Source organism: Flavobacterium gelidicaeli (assembly GCF_013294005.1).
GTDB lineage: Bacteria > Bacteroidota > Bacteroidia > Flavobacteriales > Flavobacteriaceae > Flavobacterium.
In genome coordinates this window covers 201,351-220,109 of record NZ_JABSNK010000007.1, presented here as the reverse complement: position 1 = coordinate 220,109, position 18,759 = coordinate 201,351, and the positions used below count along the sequence as shown (strand labels likewise).

The 18,759-nt window shown below is 32.9% G+C and carries 17 protein-coding genes; 5 read left to right on the top strand and 12 right to left on the bottom strand.

Going from position 1 to position 18,759, the window contains the following annotated elements; genetic code table 11:
• Positions 1 to 808: 808 nt before the first annotated feature.
• Positions 809 to 2,044 (bottom strand): ABC transporter permease, encoded by a 1,236-nt coding sequence (locus HNP99_RS12455; RefSeq protein WP_173853714.1) that lies wholly within the window; start codon positions 2,042 to 2,044, stop codon positions 809 to 811.
• 77 nt (positions 2,045 to 2,121) lie between these two features.
• Here HNP99_RS12455 and HNP99_RS12450 point away from each other — a divergent pair, with 77 nt between their 5' ends.
• Positions 2,122 to 3,384 (top strand): exo-beta-N-acetylmuramidase NamZ family protein, encoded by a 1,263-nt coding sequence (locus HNP99_RS12450; protein ID WP_173853713.1) that lies wholly within the window; start codon positions 2,122 to 2,124, stop codon positions 3,382 to 3,384.
• 2 nt (positions 3,385 to 3,386) lie between these two features.
• On the opposite strand, the gene HNP99_RS12445 is transcribed toward HNP99_RS12450, so the two are convergent.
• Entirely contained in the window at positions 3,387 to 3,881 is a 495-nt protein-coding gene (locus HNP99_RS12445) for a YkgJ family cysteine cluster protein (protein WP_173853712.1), read from the bottom strand.
• A gap of 82 nt (positions 3,882 to 3,963) precedes the next feature.
• Between HNP99_RS12445 and HNP99_RS12440 the strand changes: the two genes are divergently transcribed.
• The gene (locus HNP99_RS12440) at positions 3,964 to 4,671 is read left to right on the top strand and encodes a class I SAM-dependent methyltransferase (RefSeq protein WP_173853711.1); all 708 of its coding nucleotides are present in this window, start codon (positions 3,964 to 3,966) and stop codon (positions 4,669 to 4,671) included.
• 69 nt (positions 4,672 to 4,740) lie between these two features.
• Positions 4,741 to 5,226: a YfiT family bacillithiol transferase gene (locus tag HNP99_RS12435; protein WP_371810471.1), complete on the top strand. Its 486-nt coding sequence runs from the start codon at positions 4,741 to 4,743 to the stop codon at positions 5,224 to 5,226.
• Between the two features lie 78 nt (positions 5,227 to 5,304).
• On the opposite strand, the gene HNP99_RS12430 is transcribed toward HNP99_RS12435, so the two are convergent.
• The 8 genes from HNP99_RS12430 to HNP99_RS12395 form a co-directional block, all read right to left on the bottom strand.
• Positions 5,305 to 5,709, bottom strand: coding sequence for a DUF2059 domain-containing protein (locus HNP99_RS12430; RefSeq protein ID WP_173853710.1), 405 nt, complete (start codon positions 5,707 to 5,709; stop codon positions 5,305 to 5,307).
• Positions 5,710 to 5,765: 56 nt separating this feature from the next.
• Positions 5,766 to 6,398 carry a 7-carboxy-7-deazaguanine synthase QueE gene (locus tag HNP99_RS12425; RefSeq protein WP_173853709.1) on the bottom strand — a complete coding sequence of 211 codons (633 nt, stop codon included), beginning with the start codon at positions 6,396 to 6,398 and terminating at the stop codon, positions 5,766 to 5,768.
• A gap of 128 nt (positions 6,399 to 6,526) precedes the next feature.
• Positions 6,527 to 8,197, bottom strand: coding sequence for a tetratricopeptide repeat protein (locus HNP99_RS12420; RefSeq protein WP_173853708.1), 1,671 nt, complete (start codon positions 8,195 to 8,197; stop codon positions 6,527 to 6,529).
• Positions 8,198 to 8,219: 22 nt separating this feature from the next.
• The gene (locus HNP99_RS12415) at positions 8,220 to 9,149 is read right to left on the bottom strand and encodes a PstS family phosphate ABC transporter substrate-binding protein (RefSeq protein ID WP_173853707.1); all 930 of its coding nucleotides are present in this window, start codon (positions 9,147 to 9,149) and stop codon (positions 8,220 to 8,222) included.
• 233 nt (positions 9,150 to 9,382) lie between these two features.
• Positions 9,383 to 10,183: an energy transducer TonB gene (locus HNP99_RS12410; RefSeq protein WP_173853706.1), complete on the bottom strand. Its 801-nt coding sequence runs from the start codon at positions 10,181 to 10,183 to the stop codon at positions 9,383 to 9,385.
• A gap of 40 nt (positions 10,184 to 10,223) precedes the next feature.
• Positions 10,224 to 10,769: an ExbD/TolR family protein gene (locus HNP99_RS12405; RefSeq protein ID WP_173853705.1), complete on the bottom strand. Its 546-nt coding sequence runs from the start codon at positions 10,767 to 10,769 to the stop codon at positions 10,224 to 10,226.
• A gap of 19 nt (positions 10,770 to 10,788) precedes the next feature.
• Complete coding sequence (locus tag HNP99_RS12400; protein WP_173853704.1) at positions 10,789 to 11,400, bottom strand: ExbD/TolR family protein; 612 nt, start codon at positions 11,398 to 11,400, stop codon at positions 10,789 to 10,791.
• Positions 11,401 to 11,437: 37 nt separating this feature from the next.
• Positions 11,438 to 12,256 (bottom strand): MotA/TolQ/ExbB proton channel family protein, encoded by an 819-nt coding sequence (locus tag HNP99_RS12395; protein ID WP_173853703.1) that lies wholly within the window; start codon positions 12,254 to 12,256, stop codon positions 11,438 to 11,440.
• 375 nt (positions 12,257 to 12,631) lie between these two features.
• On the opposite strand from HNP99_RS12395, the gene HNP99_RS12390 reads away from it, so the two are divergent.
• Complete coding sequence (locus tag HNP99_RS12390) at positions 12,632 to 14,176, top strand: helicase HerA-like domain-containing protein (protein WP_173853702.1); 1,545 nt, start codon at positions 12,632 to 12,634, stop codon at positions 14,174 to 14,176.
• Positions 14,177 to 14,231: 55 nt separating this feature from the next.
• Positions 14,232 to 14,594 (top strand): cupin domain-containing protein, encoded by a 363-nt coding sequence (locus HNP99_RS12385; protein ID WP_173853701.1) that lies wholly within the window; start codon positions 14,232 to 14,234, stop codon positions 14,592 to 14,594.
• A gap of 75 nt (positions 14,595 to 14,669) precedes the next feature.
• Here the strand turns inward: HNP99_RS12385 and HNP99_RS12380 are convergent, their stop codons facing one another.
• Together HNP99_RS12380 and HNP99_RS12375 are read right to left on the bottom strand one after the other, a co-directional pair.
• Positions 14,670 to 16,007 (bottom strand): FAD-dependent oxidoreductase, encoded by a 1,338-nt coding sequence (locus HNP99_RS12380; RefSeq protein ID WP_173853700.1) that lies wholly within the window; start codon positions 16,005 to 16,007, stop codon positions 14,670 to 14,672.
• Between the two features lie 273 nt (positions 16,008 to 16,280).
• Positions 16,281 to 18,665: a penicillin acylase family protein gene (locus HNP99_RS12375; RefSeq protein WP_173853699.1), complete on the bottom strand. Its 2,385-nt coding sequence runs from the start codon at positions 18,663 to 18,665 to the stop codon at positions 16,281 to 16,283.
• Between the last annotated feature and the right edge of the window lie 94 nt (positions 18,666 to 18,759).

Genomic DNA, 18,759 nt, shown 5'->3' with positions numbered 1-18,759 from the left:
TCAAACTCTTCATCGTATATTATTTGCTTATTACTAAGCTATTTATTTTTGACTGAAGATCTATTGGTTATACTCTAATCTATCTATTCTATTACTCTTATTCTTTTGTTCTAACATCTCTATTAAAACGGCTGTCAATTCAATATGTCTAGGAACGTGTTCTTATCTTTTTTTTAACCTCGTTTTCATGTTAAACATGTTTCCCGAAGCGGGTGCAAAAGTAATAAACTCTTTTATTTCTCACAAGCTTTTTTTAAAATAATCTGAAAATAAATTCTCAACTTATTTCGTTTTGCTTGTCAAAATGTAAAGAACTTATTCGCTGTTGCGGGTGCAAAAGTACTGACTCTTTTCCGTTAAACAATACTTTTGATTGCCTTTTTTTAATGTTTTTATAACTTTAATTTTAAACTACTGGGAATCTTGTCTTTGAAAAAGAGTTGCTGGTGCGGTTTTGTGTAAAAGTAGGAATTATTACTGTTGTAGATTGGGTTTTTATTAGATTTACATCCTGTTTATGGTTTTCTCAAAGGTGCAACTCGTTTAAAAAACCTTTCATTAAACTACTTTACAGTCAAGAGCTACTTTGCAGAAGCTACTAATCCTCTTAACACAACTCAGTTATTACCTTTTATTACTAAATGTGATTTGAATAAACTAATTACTCCTTATATAGGTAGCAAAATCTTGATTCAATCACGCCACTCCTACCTAGCCCTGATAGTAGTGGAAATCCTAGGGAGCCGGTGTTCGGCGAACTAGATTGTAGCGGATAGCAGGAAATAGCTCCTGTAAATTAAATAAATAACTAATCGTAGCGTATTGCTTTTACTGGAGAAATCTTTGTTATTATGTAGGACGGGATCAGCAGCACAATAAAACAAACTGTTATTGTGAATAAATTCAATAGTGCTATGTAACCTAAATTAATATAAACAGGTGCTTGGTCTACATAATAATTTTCAGGATTTAGTTTTATTACCCCAAAATACTGCTGGATAAGCAAAATTACAATTCCAATTAGATTACCCCAAAACAATCCACGTAAAATAAGATACGAAGCGTTATATAAAAATATTTTACGCACAGTCCAGTTATTAGCTCCCAATGCCTTTAAAATCCCTATCATTTGTGTGCGTTCGAGAATTAAAACTAACAATGCTACCACCATATTTATTGTTGCCACAATAATCATTACTACTAATATGACGATTATATTAAAATCAAACAATTGCAACCACTCAAATATATAACTGTATTTTTCGATAATTGTTTTTGTATCCAGCGTAGAACTTGTTTGTTTATAAACCTGATCACCTACCTCTTTTATTTGATCAAAATCTTTAACAAAAACTTCAAACGCTCCTACCTGATCAGCTTTCCATTTATTTATGCGTTGCATGTGACGAATATCCCCTACTATATAGGTAGCGTCAAACTCTTGAAAACCTGAATTAAAAATACCCGTAATTTTAAACCTTCGAATATTAGGTAACTTATTCTCTCCTTCCTTCATAAAGAAAGTATTAAAAGCATCACCAACTCTTAAATGCAATCTATTTGCTAAGAATTGTGAAATAACCACATCCTCATTCAAATTTTTCGAAAAATCAGGCAATTTCCCTTCAACGAGATATTCCTTTATATTATCCCATTTATAATCGGCACCTACTCCTTTGAAAATAATTCCCTCAAAAGCATTTTCGGTTCTGATTATTCCTGCTTTGCTCGCAATAGCCTGTATGTGACTTACACCAGGAACGCTAGTAAATTTAGGATAGAAACTTTGGTTTTTAGAAATTGGAGTAAGTGTTGCGTCAGATTGATTACTATCGTAATTAGTAATTGTAATGTGCCCATTGAATGCAGCAATTTTCTCACGAATTTTCTGTTGTAACCCAATTCCAGTTGCCACTGAAACGATCATCATTACCATACCGATAGCAATAGCAGCTATCGCAATTTTTATAATTGGCGCAGATATACTACTTTTATAATCTTTAGCAGTTACAAGTCTTTTGGCTATGAAATATTCTAAATTCAATTTGATTGCGTTTCTAATTTGGCTCCAAAAATACAGCTAAAACACGAATTACACTAACTTATTCTACATCAAAAAAAATGATTCTATTTATAAAAAAAATCTCCATTACTTTAATTCCGTTATCCATTATGATTGCTTGTTCAGGATTAATCGATGGTAAAAAAAGCTCAGTTACCAGCGCGGTACAAGACACTATTGAGAGTAACGAGATACTAACTTCAGATACAACCGAAAAAACGCTAGTTAAAAATTTAAGCATAAGAACTGGTGCAGATAATTTTGAGGAGTATTTGCCGCTATTAAGAAATAAAAAAATAGGGGTGGTAACAAATCAATCAGGCATACTTGCAAATAAAACGCACTTAGTAGATTTTTTACTTTCGAAAAACATTAAAATTCAAAGTATTTTTGCTCCAGAACACGGTTTCAGAGGAACTGCAGATGCTGGTGAACACCTATTAGATGGGAAAGATAATAAAACTGGACTTTCGATTATATCATTGTATGGGGATAATAAAAAACCAAAAGCAGCACAGCTTGTTGGGATTGACATTATGGTTTTTGACCTCCAAGATGTAGGCGCCCGTTTTTACACTTACATCTCTTCATTACATTATATCATGGAAGCTTGCGCAGAAAACAATATAGAATTAATGATTTTAGACAGACCTAATCCAAATGGAAATATTGTTGACGGCCCTATTTTAGAAAAAGCCTACTCCAGCTTTGTAGGAATGCACGCAATACCACTACTACACGGGATGACAATAGGAGAATATGGTAAAATGATTAACGGTGAAAAATGGTTAAAAAATGGCGCTCAATGTAAACTAAACGTAATTCCGTGTACAAATTATAACCGGAATATGCCTTACAGCCTACCTGTAAAACCCTCCCCAAATTTACCAAATGATCAAGCTATAAACTTATATGCAAGTTTGTGTTTATTTGAAGGCACCAACGTAAGTGTAGGGCGTGGAACAGAAAAACAATTTCAAATATATGGATCTCCTTATCTTCCAAAAACCGATTTTAGCTTTACACCAAAACCAAACATTGGAGCCCAAAACCCAGTTTATAACGGCACAGCATGTTATGGCGAAGATTTAGCGGCTACAGCCAAAGTAAAACAACTTGAAATTAAATGGTTAATTAAAGCATACAGTAACACTGCCGATAAATCAAAATTCTTCAATTCATTTTTTACAAAATTGGCCGGTACCAAAAAACTACAAGAACAAATTAAAAATAATATTTCTGAAGAATCAATAAGAGCTAGCTGGAAAAAAGGCTTGACAGACTTTAAAATTAAAAGATCAAAATACCTGATTTATAAATAAAATTATAGTGGTAATTTTTTCTTCATTTCTTCAACAATATTATATGCCGCTGGACAAATAGGAATATTTTTTAGTGTTAAGTCGGTTATTTGTTGAAACTTCTTTCTATCAGTATGAGGGAATTCCCTGCATGCTTTTGGTCGGACATCATATATGAAACAAGAATTATCTGCATCTAGAAAATTACAAGGAACAGTTTGCAATACATAATCTTGTTCCTCATCCATACGCAAATATTGCTCTATAAACTGCTGTGGTTTTTGTTTTAGATATTTAGAAATACGCTCAATATCTGCTGATGTAAATAACGGTCCCGTTGTTTTACAACAATTAGCACAATCTAAACAATCTGTCCTTTTAAATTCAGCGTCATGTATATCTTGCATTACATAATCCAATTTTTTAGGCGTTTTCTTTTTCAGCTTATCAAAATACTTTTTGGTTTCGATATGCGTATCTTTGGCTAGTTTCCCGAGTTCGTTTAAAGAAGGTTTCAAATGATCTATTTTTTTTTACAAAACTAGCACTTTTAAAACAATGTTCTGGGATTAAACCATTTTCAATTTTGAAATACATATTATGAAAGACCTTTTTGGCAGAGCCATACTTGATTATCAAACAAATAATTCCCCTGAAGACCTACTTACAGAGACCAGTATATCCGAAGAAGATGAAATGAGCGTGTCATACCTCTTTAGAACACATGACGAAATGCCTAAAATCGAACAACATGCTTTATCGCTAGCGAAAGGAAAAGTTCTTGACATAGGTTGTGGTGCAGGTAGTCATAGTTTGTACCTACAAAAAAATCCAGATTTAGAAGTTACCGCTATCGATATTTCTATAAAAGCTATCGAAGCCTGTAAATTAAGAGGAATAAAAGATGCACGGGTACATGATTTCATGAATCTAGAAGGAGAAAAATTTGACACCATTTTATTATTAATGAATGGAACTGGTATTTGTGGAAAATTAAAAAAGTTACCAAAATTTTTATCTCAATTAAAATCATTATTGAGTCCGGGGGGGCAAATATTAATTGACAGCTCGGATATTATTTACATGTTTGATGAAGATGAGGATGGTGGAAAATGGATTCCGTCAGAAAATGATTATTATGGAGAAATCACTTTCAACATTTCTTACAAAGGAGAAAAAGAAGCACCTCTAGATTGGTTATATTTAGATTACAACACACTACAAAATGCTGCTTTCGCCAATGGACTACAGTCGGAATTATTAATGGAAGGAGAACATTATGATTATTTAGCTAAATTATATCATTAATAAAACAGCTATGAAAGACGAAACTCTAGAAAATTAAAATATCCAATTGGAAAATTTTAAGCACCCGAAATTTATTCCGCAACATATTTATCAGCAAAAATTGAAGAAATCGCTAGTTTCCCCGAAAGGTTAAGAGTAGTTGTCACGAATTTAATTGAAGAACAGCTTGACACAAACTATAGAAATGAGGGCTGGACCGTTCGTCAAGTAATTCACCATTGCGCCGAAAGTCACATGAACTGCTATATAAGAATAAAATGGGCTTTAACAGAGAATAATCCGGTCATAAAATCATACGATGAGAACTTATGGTCCACATTAGATGATAGTATACAAATGCCTATTCAACCATCACTTTCTATACTTGATGGATTGCATTATAGACTAGCTTATATTATGCGAAATTTATCAATAACAGATTTAGAAAAATCATTTATTCATCCTGAAAGCGGTGCTACAGTAAAAATAAAACATATGATAGGAACGTATGCATGGCATAGCAATCATCACTTGGCTCATATAACCGAATTAAAGAGAAGAAAAAATTGGAAATAATCAAAGCTCGTTAGCACAACTAAAAAAGCCAAACAATTTAAAATTATTTGGCTTTTTATAAATTAAGAGTCACTAAAACTACTGTGCGTACTTAGCCATTATTCCTTGTAAGTCTGTGCCCCAAGTTTGAGATGCAGCTATAATTTTTTGCGTAAAAGTACCCATATTACTACTCATCTTTTTTCCAACAGGACTTTCATAAAAAGCAATCATGTCTTTAACATCCTTTTCATTGTACATTTCCACATAGATATCAGCCATTGAATCATAAAGAGCTGGTAGTGTAGCGTCAAACTCTTTCAAGAAAGCTTCCCGTTTATCTGTAGGAATCATATTTATGATTTGATCCTTAGCTACTTTTATTGAAGAATCACTTCCGCTTAAAGTAATTAATTTCATTACTTGAGCTTTAGTAGCTGGTGCTTGCGCAAAATTTACTTGAATTACACATAATAAAATTGCTGTAAAAAAAAGTCTTTTCATAATAGAAATAATATTCATTGGTTAATATTCTACTAATATAGTACTATAAAATTAAATTACGGAATATTTAAATACTTATGCGTTTGTAAGGAAACACGCCATTTAGGATTATTCATTACATAATCTACTATAAGAGGAGTCATCTCTTCTTTTTTACTCCATTCTGGCTGTAAAAACAAAATAGCATTATCATTTACCAACTCTGCTTGCTCTTCAGCAAAAATAAAATCGTGTTTATTATGAATAATCACTTTCAGTTCATGTGCATTATCATACACAGTTTGGGTGGGTAATTTATTCTTTTTTGGAGAAAGGCAAATCCAATCCCAAGTACCTGACAAAGCGTATGCTCCTGAAGTTTCAATATGTACTTTTCTATTATTCTCTTTTAACTTTTGCGTAAGCAATGTCATGTCCCACATAAGAGGCTCTCCACCTGTAACGACTACCGTTTCTGCATATTTACTCGCATTGGCTACAATCAAATCTAATGCTGTAGGTGGATGTAATTCCGCATTCCAACTTTCTTTAACATCACACCAGTGGCAACCTACATCGCATCCACCAATTCTAATAAAATAAGCAGCAGTTCCTGTATGATAACCTTCACCCTGGATGGTATAAAATTCTTCCATTAACGGCAGCATTGCTCCTTTGTTAACTTCTAATTGTATTTCTTTTGATAACATTTTTTTAATTTAAAGGGCAAAGATAACTAATTATAAAAGGACTTAATTAAAAACAGCAATAGACTTAGATATAAAACAAAAAACCCGATAGTTAATAACTATCGGGTTTTAATATTAATATTGGTATCTTATTTATTAAGAATACCTAAAGATTGAGTTGCATAAGCGTTTGTTGGGTCAATCGTTAATGTCTTTTGGAAATATTCTTTAGCTTTTGGTTTATCAAAATTTGCATAACCTGCCGCCATAGTATTATAACATTCCACAAGTTTAGATTGAACTGCTGGCTTAGCTAATTCTTCAGGACCTTTTTTAGTGACTAGATCAATATATTGTTGATAATACATGATCATCGCTTTATCATCTTCTAATAAACTATTAGTTCTAGCACGAGAAAGGTAAACATCTTGTGTATCAGGAGACGCTTTAATTACATTTCCATAAGCAATATCCGCTTTTTTAAGTGCAATAGTATCCTTTACAACTCCTGCTTTTGCATTATCAAAATAGATTGCATTTCCTAAATAGTAATTATCATATAAGAAACCATTAGTTTTAGGATTAGATGTTGCAATTTCTAAAATCGCAGCAGCTTCTTTATATAATTTTTGCTCATATAAATTCTTACCTACCTCACCTAAATCATTAGTAACTGATACTTCCATATCAACTGCTTTTTTAATATTTACAATTCCTTTTTCAAAAAGAACTGGATCGATAGCTGAACCATCAGCATTTGTACCTTTTTTAATATTAGATAGACCTAAATATAAATAATCTAAATTGATAATTTTATTATCAGCACCTGCTGTAAAATCTTCTAATGATTTGATCGCTAAATCAACATTCCCATTTTGGTAAGCCGAATATCCTAAATAACGTAAGATACGTGGATTTACTTTATCCAACTCTTTCATTTTATTAGCTTCAATTTCTAAAGCTTTATAATCTTTAGCTAATATCAAAAAGTCAGCATGACGCATACGAGATGCCAAAGAGTAATCAGTCAAAGTCATGTACTTTTCGTAATATCCTAATGCTTTTTTCAAGTATTCATCTTGTCTACCTGGAACATTTAATCCCCATAAATAGTATGTTTCAGCTAATTCACGGTAAAGAGGACCATAGTTAGGGTTTGTTGCTAATACTTCATTATAAGCCGCAACCGCTTCAGTGTATGCTTTTGCACCTTTAAGCAAAACACCTAATTGTACTTTAGCTCTAATTAAACTATTATCAGCTTGAAAAGCATTACGGTAGTTTGAATAAGCTTCATTTTGGTTTTTATCGCCATAATAAGCATCTCCAAAAGCTAAAAGAATTTGAGGCTCTTGACCATTTTTTTCCTTAGCTAAATTTAAAGTAGCAATAGCACTTTTATAGTCTGGTTTCGTAGAATTCATGTAAGCTCTCGCAACATATTGGTATTCTTCAAAATCTTTTCTTCTCATTTCCTTGATCGCTAAATCAAAGTTTGTTTTTGCAGCTGCTTTATTGCCGTTATCAAGATCTATTTGTCCTAGACCAATACGATTAAAATGCTCATTATCTTTAGCAGATAAACCACTTTGATAAGCCATTTTAGCAGAATCTGCTATATTTTGATAAAGGTAAACATTTCCTAAAAGGAAGAATGCTTTACCCTCTGAAGGATCTGATTTTACAATTGATTTCAAAGTTACCTTCGCATCTTGGTATTTTTCGGCGTCAATTTCTTTTTTAGCTTGATCAATGTTTTGAGCATAACTAGCCGTCATTCCGGCCAAAAAGGCAACTCCTAGAATTTTAAATTTGTTCATTTTAACTTTATTTGATTTATTCTTATTCATTTTCTTTATCTTTTGATGCTTTGTTTATAAATATAATTTTACGTCCTGGTGTACGTATTGGGTATAAACCAGACTTCAAAATTATTCTTTGCCCAATATCTCCAGCAACAAAGGAAGAGAAACCCATTCCTAAGCCAGATGATCCTTGACAATTAATTATATACAAATCACGTGCCAAAGGATAGATTTCTTCAGCTATATTATTTTGTGTAGGCGAAACATACACATCACTTTTAAGTCCTTTAACGCTTAAAGCTTTAATTTGACTTACATATTTTTTACCAGTTGGAGTAGGTTGGTACAACCAGTTAAGTCCTACAACACCAACCATTCCATCATTTTCAGAAACAAACTTTATAACATCTTCATTTGTCTTAAATGAAAAAACTCCTGTTTCTGGCAGATCTTTTATACCAGCTAGATCAGTGATGTATCTAACCGTACTTGAATTAGGATTATCAAAGACCAATCCTTTGATATTCGTTACTGATTTCCCTTGCATAAAACTAACAACATCTTGTAATGCAATCAATGTATCCTTAGTATTTTGATTTGCTATAAACGCAATAGCGTCTTTACCAATTTTAGTTACTCTAGGGAAAATTTTTTTTAATTTGAAATTTTTAATCTCATTCTCATTTAAGTCTCTTGAAAGAACGGCAATTCCAGAAGTATCATTTAAAAAAGCTTGAACCACTTCTTTTTCTGACTTAGCAATAAGTGTAATTTTAGCATCATACCTACTTTCAAAGACCGCAATTTGATCTTCAAGAATTGGTTTAAAAGATTCATCAACTAATATACTAGCACTTCCTTTAAGAATTGTTTCTTTATCTGCTTTTTCATCTTTACAACTAAAGACAACTGCAGAAACAAATAAAAGCAAAAAAGCGATGTATGGAATTTTATTAAACTTTTTCATAGATTAATCTTTGTTATTATAAATGATTCGAACAAATCTTATAAAAGAGTAGACGATTAAAATTACTCCAAAAGCAATCCTATAAATTCTAGGCATTTCTAAAGGAAATTTCTTCATAAAGATAATAAATAATCCTAAAATAAAATAAAAGATAAAAAACAAAATCCCTATAACGAGAAGAAATCGCTCTTTTGGCGATTTCTTCTGAATATTTTTAATAATATTATCCAACATTAATCTGCAGTTTGAATAGTAATTGGTAATGAGTAAAGCACCCTTACTGGTTTTCCATTTTGTACTCCAGGATTCCATCTTGGACATTTGTTTAAAACTCTAATAGCTTCTTTTCCTGTTCCATAACCAATATCTCTTAAAACTTTAATATCTGTTAATGAACCATCTTTTTCAACTACAAAAGTTACATAAACTTTTCCTTTAAGTCCTTCCTCTTCAGGTGCACGATAGTTATCTCCTACAAACTTGTAAAATTTAGCCATACCACCTGGAAATTCAGGTTTTACTTCAATTCCTGCTGTACTATAAATTTCATTATCTACTGCATCAACTACTATAGCAGGTCCTTTTCCAACTGGAGCTACTGTTAAAACAGCATCTGGATCCCCTTTAATAGTTTCAGCACCAAGCTTTTTTTCCTTGATCTCGACAATCTTTGGTGGCTCTTCAGTCACTTCTTCTGCCTTAGCTACGACTGGCTTGACGAACTTTACTTGATCCACTTTTGGTGGCGGAGGTAATGGTGGCGGCGCATTTAACTTAGGTGGCTCAACTTTTTTAGGCGGTAATTTTATTGCAGTAATCTTAACGTCTCTTACAACATCATCATTCTCAGTTTCAGGTAAGAGATCTGCAATAAGCGGTGCCGCTAAAGCTACTGTAAAAATAATAGCACCAAAAATAAGCGCTTTTATTGTTGTACCTCTATTAGTCTTTCTTAATTCATAAGCTCCGTAAGTTTTATTACGTCCCTCAAAAACTATATCAAGCCATTGGTTTTTTAATATATCTAATTTCATTTTTCTTAATTATTAGGTTATTAAGAAAACAAGATGAATCTTATTTTCCTTCCAACAATTTTAGTTCCTCAGGCGACAAATCGTTAACGATAGTATAGGTAGGTACATCAGATATAACCATTTCATCCAGAATATCAATCATGTTTTTATAACTTGATTTCTTACTTGGTTTAATAATTACAATCATCCCTTTTTCCTTATCACCAGTATATTCAAATACTGATTTCTTTCTAACAAGTATTTCTTTACGAATACCGTCTTTACCATATGCCATGTCCTTAGGCCCTGCAATTGGAGTAGCCAATAAACCCATATAATATACTAGTTTATTATCCTCTCCTAACATTAAAGTCATAGTACGATTCTCATCAACTTTAATATCTTCATTATCTTTAACAGGATCTTTATCTGGCAATCCCAAGCTCATCGATTGAGGTTTAGACAACGTTGTGGTAAGCATAAAGAAAGTAATCAATAAGAAGGCTAAATCCACCATAGCAGTTAAATCTACTTTTGAATTTTGTTTTTTACTCCTTACTTTTCCACCTTTTCCGCCTCCACCGTCGCCGGTATTTAATTCAGCCATTTTAGTGTCTTTTTATTAATTAAAATTCTTCTCCTCTTAAGCCAGTAACCAAACTAAAGCTGTTGATTTTTTGCTCTTGACAGATATCCATTACTTTACGAATTTCATCATATCGCTCTTTTGCATCTCCTTTTATAGCGATTTGCAATTCTTTATCATTCACTTCAATATTAGCAATTCTAGCATTGTAGATCCACTCTTTCAATTGATTATCTGTAGAATCCATAGGGATCCCTGTTTGACCAGCTTTAATCCTGTCTGAAGACTTCATGTCGATAATTTGCTTAAGACTTTGAATTGGAACACCAAAACCATCCATTAAAGCAAATTTATCTTTGTCCTCATCTGTAAAGGAAACACCGTATTTTTCACTCATAAGCTCAAGAGTTTTTCTACGAACCTCTCTACCTTTTAAATCAAAAAACACCATTCCTTTTCCTACTGTCATAGTAGCCAAATCAGATTCTGGCAACTTAATCAAAACAGTAGAAGATGGAGTATCTACAGGTAGCGCCTCAGGCAACTTAGCTGTTGAAGTCATTACAAAGAAGGTAAGCAAAAGGAATGCGACATCACACATCGCAGTCATATCCGTAGACCCCGGATTTTTTTTTATTTTTATTTTAGCCATTCTTTTGGTTTTTTATTTGATATAAATATCAATATAATTATTGCTTCAAACTTCCTCTGAATCTTCTGTAAGTATTTACAATAGAAACAGCAGCTTCATCAATTGAGTAAGTTAAATCATCAATTTTAGAAGTAAAGAAGTTATAAGAGATAATTGCTACAGCAGATGTACCAATACCTGTTGCAGTATTAATAAGTGCCTCAGAAATACCATTTGCTAGAGCCGCTTGATCAGGAGTTCCTGCCGCTGCCAAAGCACCAAATGCTTTAATCATACCTGATACCGTTCCTAATAATCCAATAAGAGTACCTAAAGAAACTAAAGACGAAATAATTGTCATGTTCTTTTGTAACATTGGCATTTCAAGTGATGTAGCCTCTTCAATTTCTTTGTGAATTGTTTCAGACGCTTCTTCACTGTTGAAACCTTCTTTTTTAACTGCTTGGTATTTTACTAATGCTGATTTAATTGCATTTGCAACAGAACCTTGTTGTTTATCACATGCTACAATCGCTTCGTCAATTTCACCTTGTTTGATACTTGCTTGTACTTTAGTCATAAAAGTATCTAATTTAGTTTTTCCAGCTGCCTTAGATATAACAATATATCTTTCGATAGAAAACACAAGAACCATTAATAACATTCCTAATAATACTGGCACAACAGCCCCACCGTGATAAACTTGACCTAAAAGATTCAAGGGATGTCCTGTTTCAAGATTTCCTCCTTCAAAATTCGCAGGATTACCCATAATGAATTTCCAGATCATCACACCAACACCAATACACGCAACAATAATAAGTCCTGAAACCATTCCTCCACCGTTTGAAGTGCTTTCTTTTTTAACGTTTGCCATTTTTTTTAATTTTAATAGTTTTAAATAATTTATTTTAGTTGTAATAAACTTGTAGTTCCGCAAATTTATATGTTTAGTTGAAATAAAAAAACTTTTTTTAATTTTATTCGAATTAATTTTAGTTAAAAAAAAATCAAACAAAATTAATAATTAAACTTTTATCAGTTTACAAAGCATAAATTGGGTTTTTTAGAAAAATAACACAATAAATTAGGAATAAAACCTCCATTTACACAACAATTATAACGTTGTAGTAAAAAAATCTTTTTTTAATTATTAGCAATAAAAAAGGAATTAAATTACAGTTAACGCTATAAAGTACAATATAAGAAAAATAATAATATCTTGCATATAATTATAACAACAAATTCAATTATGAATAGCACAGAAGATTTTATAAAACACATTAACGAAGGATACACCTCTAAAGGAGAGAGCATTACCCTTGGAGGAGCAATTCTTAATGGAGAAGCTATAGCAGATGCCTTTGTAAAAATACCTTTAAAGACATTAAATAGGCACGGATTGATAGCTGGAGCTACTGGAACTGGAAAAACAAAGACAATTCAAGTATTTTCAGAGCAATTATCGTCTTTTGGAATCCCTGTACTAATGATGGACATCAAGGGAGACTTTAGTGGAATTGCTAAAGAAGGAGAAGAAAAATCCTTTATTACTGACCGCCACGCCAAGATCAACCTGCCGTATCAAGTTGCTAAATTTCCAGTTGAACTTCTAACACTATCAGAACAAAATGGCGTTCGCCTTCGGGCTACAGTTTCTGAGTTTGGACCTGTACTTTTTTCTAGAATATTAGATTTAAATGATACCCAGTCAGGGGTAATCTCCATAATATTTAAATATTGTGATGATAATAAGATGCCTTTATTAGACCTTAAAGACATCAAAAAAGTAATTAATTACATTACTGAAGAAGGAAAAGAAGAGATTACAAAGAGCTACGGAAAAATATCTACATCGACTACAGGAACTATTCTACGTAAGATAATCGAATTAGAGCAACAAGGCGGAGATATCTTTTTTGGTGAAATGTCATTTGATATTGAAGATTTAATGCGCATTGATGAAAACGGAAAAGGCTACGTAAATATTCTTCGTTTAACTGATATACAAGACAAACCAAAACTTTTTTCAACATTCATGCTAAGCATGCTTGCCGAAATATACCAGCAAATGCCTGAAAAAGGAGATTCAGAACAACCTGAATTGGTTATTTTTATTGATGAAGCACATTTAATTTTCAATGAAGCCAGCAAGGCATTATTGGAACAAATAGAAACAATCGTTAAATTGATCCGTTCTAAAGGAGTCGGAATCTACTTTGTAACACAAAACCCAATGGATGTGCCTAGTGGTGTTCTAGCGCAGTTAGGTTTAAAAATACAACATGCTTTAAGAGCCTTTACAGCAAATGACCGAAAATCAATTAAGCAAACTGCTGACAATTATCCTACTTCCGAATACTATAACACTAGTGAAGTTTTGACGAGTTTAGGTATTGGAGAAGCCTTAGTTACTGCTTTAAATGAAAAAGGAATCCCTACTCCTCTTGTTGCAACTATGCTTAGAGCACCTATGAGTAGAATGGATATTTTATCAGAAACAGAAATTCAAGAAATCAACAATAAATCGAGATTAGTCAAGAAGTACAGTGAACTTATTGATCGTGAGAGTGCGTATGAAATGCTAAACAAGAAAATTACGGTTATCGAAAACGAAGCTGCTGCTGAAGCTCAAAAAGAAGCCGATGAAAAAGCGGAAGAAAAGGCAGCAAAAACCAGAACAACTAAATCTAACAATACAACTAGTGCAGTAAGCAAGTCGGTTATTAAAGTACTTACTAGTGCCACCTTTATTAGAGGTGTATTTGGTGTACTGACAAAAATATTCAAAAAGTAAAATCATTTATAACCTCTCTTAACTAATTAGGAGAGGTTAACTTATTTTTAGCATTATGAAGCAATACTTAATACAAAACAACCCCTTTATTGTTCCAACAACTGACGGAAAACGTATCGAAGAACACCACGGACTTGCAGCAACAAACAATCCTGAAATCTCGATTGCACACATGGTTGCTCCTCCAAAATGGGCAGAGCCATTTCAAACTCCAGAATTTGAAGAGTACACCTATATAATAAGAGGTAAAAAACAATTTATTATTGAAGACGAAACCATAATTCTAGAAGCTGGACAATCTATCAAAATCGAAAGAAATACGCGCGTGCAATATTCAAATCCTTTTGATGAAGAATGTGAATACATTGCAATTTGCAAACCCGCTTTTGACTTTACTAAAGTCCATCGCGAAGAATAAAACATTACACAAAAAAAACCAACTTACTTTTTTAAAATAAGTTGGTTTTTTTTTGTATTTTAATTCACGTTAATATTACCCTAACAGCGCTAATATTTTATCTTCAATTTCTTTACTGTCCCAGATTTCATCAATGTTCTCAGTTTTCAAAACTTTTTGCATTATTTCGTTTTGCAAATCACCAATCGCAAGCGCTTCTGCATACGGGCGATCACTAAAAGTCACTCTACTGTATAACGGAATCCATTTTTCAGGATGCCTCTCTGAGAATAATTTTTCAATTTTCTTTTGCAACAAGAATTTATCATCAGCTGTTTTAGAGCTCATCTCCATAAAATTACGATAGGACAATTCTGCTATTGCATCAGCATTTGGTTTACGAGAATCTTGATATTCTGAGAATATTTTTTCCCAATCATCTCCGTATTTCTCCATCATTTCATACAAAACAGAAATATCTTCAAAACCTGCATTCATCCCTTGTCCATAAAATGGAACAATCGCATGACACGCATCCCCAATTAAAGCCACTTTATTCTCGTAAGTCCAAGGAAAACATTTCATAGTCACTAAAGTACTCGTAGGGTTTTTAAAGAAATCTTCAGTCAACATAGGAATAACCTCTATGGAATCCGGAAAATTCTTTTCAAAAAAGCTCTCAACATCCTTCACCTCTTTCAAAGAATCAAAGGAGTTCTCCCCTTCAAAAGGCATGAATAAAGTACAGGTAAAACTTCCGTCAAGATTAGGCAGTGCAATCAACATATATTCGCCACGAGGCCAAATATGAAATGAATTCTTATCTAATTTATGTGTTCCATCGGCATTAGCCGGAATATTCAATTCTTTATAACCAATATTTAAAAATTCTTGCGAATAATTAAACATACTCTGGCGTTGCATGCGGTGTCTTATTCTAGAAAAAGCACCATCAGCTCCAAAAACCATATCGTATTGCTTCTCTTCCCAAACTCCTCGCTCTGTTTCTCCAGTATGTAAAGTCGCTTCTTTTAGCGTAACATCCCATATTTTTTCATCAAAGAAAAACTCTGCTCCAGCAGCTTCGGCAAGATCAATCATTTTTCTATTTAAAATCCCCCTTGAAATCGAATAAATCGCCTCTCCTTCTTGTCCATAAGACTGAAAATTAAGTTTATCAACTAAGTGAATTGCGCGTTTATCCATTGGGATCGCAATGTCTCTAACTGCATCACCCACACCTACTCCATCAAGTGCTTTCCAGCCCCTGTTAGACATTGCCAAATTAATGGAGCGTCCCGAAAAGATGATTTTACGAATATCTGGACTTCGATCATAGATATGAACCGTGTGTCCAGCTTTTTTTAGATAAATTGCCAGCAATGAGCCAACTAATCCCGAACCTACAACAGCAATTTTAAGTGGAGTTTGCATCAAAAAAATTCTAATTATAAGTTCGTAAAAATAAGTATATAATATAAAGAAGCCATTAAAAAAAACATAAAATTTAAATTATTAGCAACAAAATAATGATTTGGGCGTGCCCTTCGCTAAAAAGCTTCGGTCGGGTTTTTCGCTGCAATCTTTTTATCGTTCCTCAAAAAAGGATTTCCACTACAACCCCTCACGCAAAAGCGCCAATAACATTATCCCTAAAACAACAAATTCTATTTTCTAAACCCAAAATAAAACTTTTTAAAACAATTTCTATTTTGCTTTAAAAACCAACTTAGTACCAGTCTTTACAATCTCCTCTTTGTTCATTTTCATCTTTCTAAATTTTCCTTCGTTATACAATTTAGCCTGGTCGTTATAATGTTTGCTAAAAGGATTTCCAGATTGTCCAGTTGGTAATATACTCCAACTGTTTTCTACATCCGAAAAATCTATAATTATCCTAGTAGAGGGACCTCCTGTCACAGTATATTCTTTGTCGTTAGTATAATGAAACATTTGATTGTTTATCACTTCATTAGAGCCCGAAACAGCAAACGGACCTACATTAAAAATTTTGCGTAAAGCAGCAACCTTACCTAAAGGATGCTTAAACTCTACATTATGAACCGTACTCCAACTCCATTTTTCAACCGTATTCCCTAATTGCTTTTCTAACGAACCAATAGCCTGCTTGAACGATTGGGAAACAATCTGGCTACGTGTTTCTTTTTTACCCTTAGTTGTAACATTATCCCACCACAAAGACTTTTCGTTTTCAAGCAACTTAGCAATTGCTTGTTTCATAATGTGGGTGCTTAAAAATTGCTCAAAACCATCAGCTCCTAATTCATCCTCAAAAGTATTTTTTAAATAAAAATAGATCCATTTATTATAAATTGTTGGTGCAATATCAGTAACATCATTCCTGCCACTCCAGTTTTTTAAATATTCTAATGCTTTGCCCTCATTTTTAGTAAGCTTTTTTAAAGCTAAATTATGAATCAATTCGGCCGCCACAATTGGCGAAACTGGAGACGTGTTATCAGTAAGCATTTTTGAGACAGCCTCTTTATCCCAATCCGACTTTGGATCTAATAAATTTATGATGCGTTTTGCTCTGTCTTCAGGTAAATAATAGCCTGGATATAGGAACCCATCAACTGCTTCGGGCTGATTGTTTGCTGAATAAACATAATTCCAATCGGGATTCATTGCCGAAGGATTTTTGGAGAAATCCAAAAACTCTTGAATATCATCATTACCTGATGCTCCGTTTAAAATAAAATTAGAATTCACTCCTTCCTTATGTTTATATAATTTCCCGGTAGCCCACCAAGCAACATTTCCTTTAGCATCACCATACATAATATTTAAACCGGGTGCTGCAATCAACTTAACACCACGTTGAAAATCGGTTATATTTTTAGCATGAGACAACGTATAAACCGCATCTAATATTTTTATGGGTTGTTGTGTATAGATCCAGGACATAGCTACTGGATTTTTAGAATTTAATCCTTTAATCAAATCATTCATGATTGGTCCATGGCGACTCACTTTTACATTCAATACGCAATCACTAGTATCTTTAACTTTTATGATCTTTTTTATAATAGTATAGTCAGCAAAACCGGTTGGAGTTTTGTATTGATTAGCGTTCGCACTGTTATTTTCTTCTTGGTACAAATCAATATCATCATTTTCAAACATAGTCAAACCATAGGCATAATCACGATTGTGTGCTAATAAAGGAAACGGAGTACCGGCTAAGTAGCAACCATACAATTCAAATTCAGGCGTAACAATATGTGCTTCATACCACGTTCCTGGTTGCGAAAACCCAATATGCGGATCATTAGCAAAAAGCACTTTACCACTTTTAGTCTTCTTACCTCCTATTACCCAACTGTTGCTTCCTATAAATGGTGGAATAGGAGATTTATTCAGTAAAGCAGCAACCGACTTTGAAATCGCAGCATATTCCTCTGGTTTGCTCTTCGAATTTTTAATTTTTACCGAATTAAATGCGCCGTCAATACCTAAATCTTTCAGGTATTCCATGCCATATTTATTACGAATATCAGTCATTAAAGGATCTGATTTTTGAGCCATCGCAAAACTGAATGACATATAACCAAAAATATTATAAACATCTTTTATAGTAAACTTTTCTTTTTTGACACCTAATAATTGAAACTCAATAGGCGTAACCTCTTCATCCATGTATTGATTGATTCCGTCTAAATATGCCATCGTTAATTGATAGCTAGGACTATTTTTATCAAGAGTAGCAATTGCTTTTGCAGAAGCTTCTTCAATTCCTAATCCTGCAAAAAACATATCATTATCTATTGCGACACTACCAAAAATGGCTGATAATTTACCCGGTGCTATCCTGCGCATTAATTCCATTTGCCATAATCTATCTTGCGCATGCACATACCCTAAAGCAAGCATAGCATCCTTAGGGTTATCAGCATAAATATGCGGAATACCATAATCATCAAAGTACACTGTAGTTTCTTTATTTAAATCTTTTAATAAAACTTCGCCTTCATACTTAGGTTTGAGATAGAAAATATAGCTTATTAAGGCTATTGCCAAAAGCAAAATAACAACTACTAAAACTAAAAGACTTTTCTTGATTATTTTCATAATAGATAATAAATTGAGTATAACAAATATAAATTATTTCAGAAGCAAAAACAGTTTCTTCAACTAGCTAGTCATTTTAAAATACAATAAAACT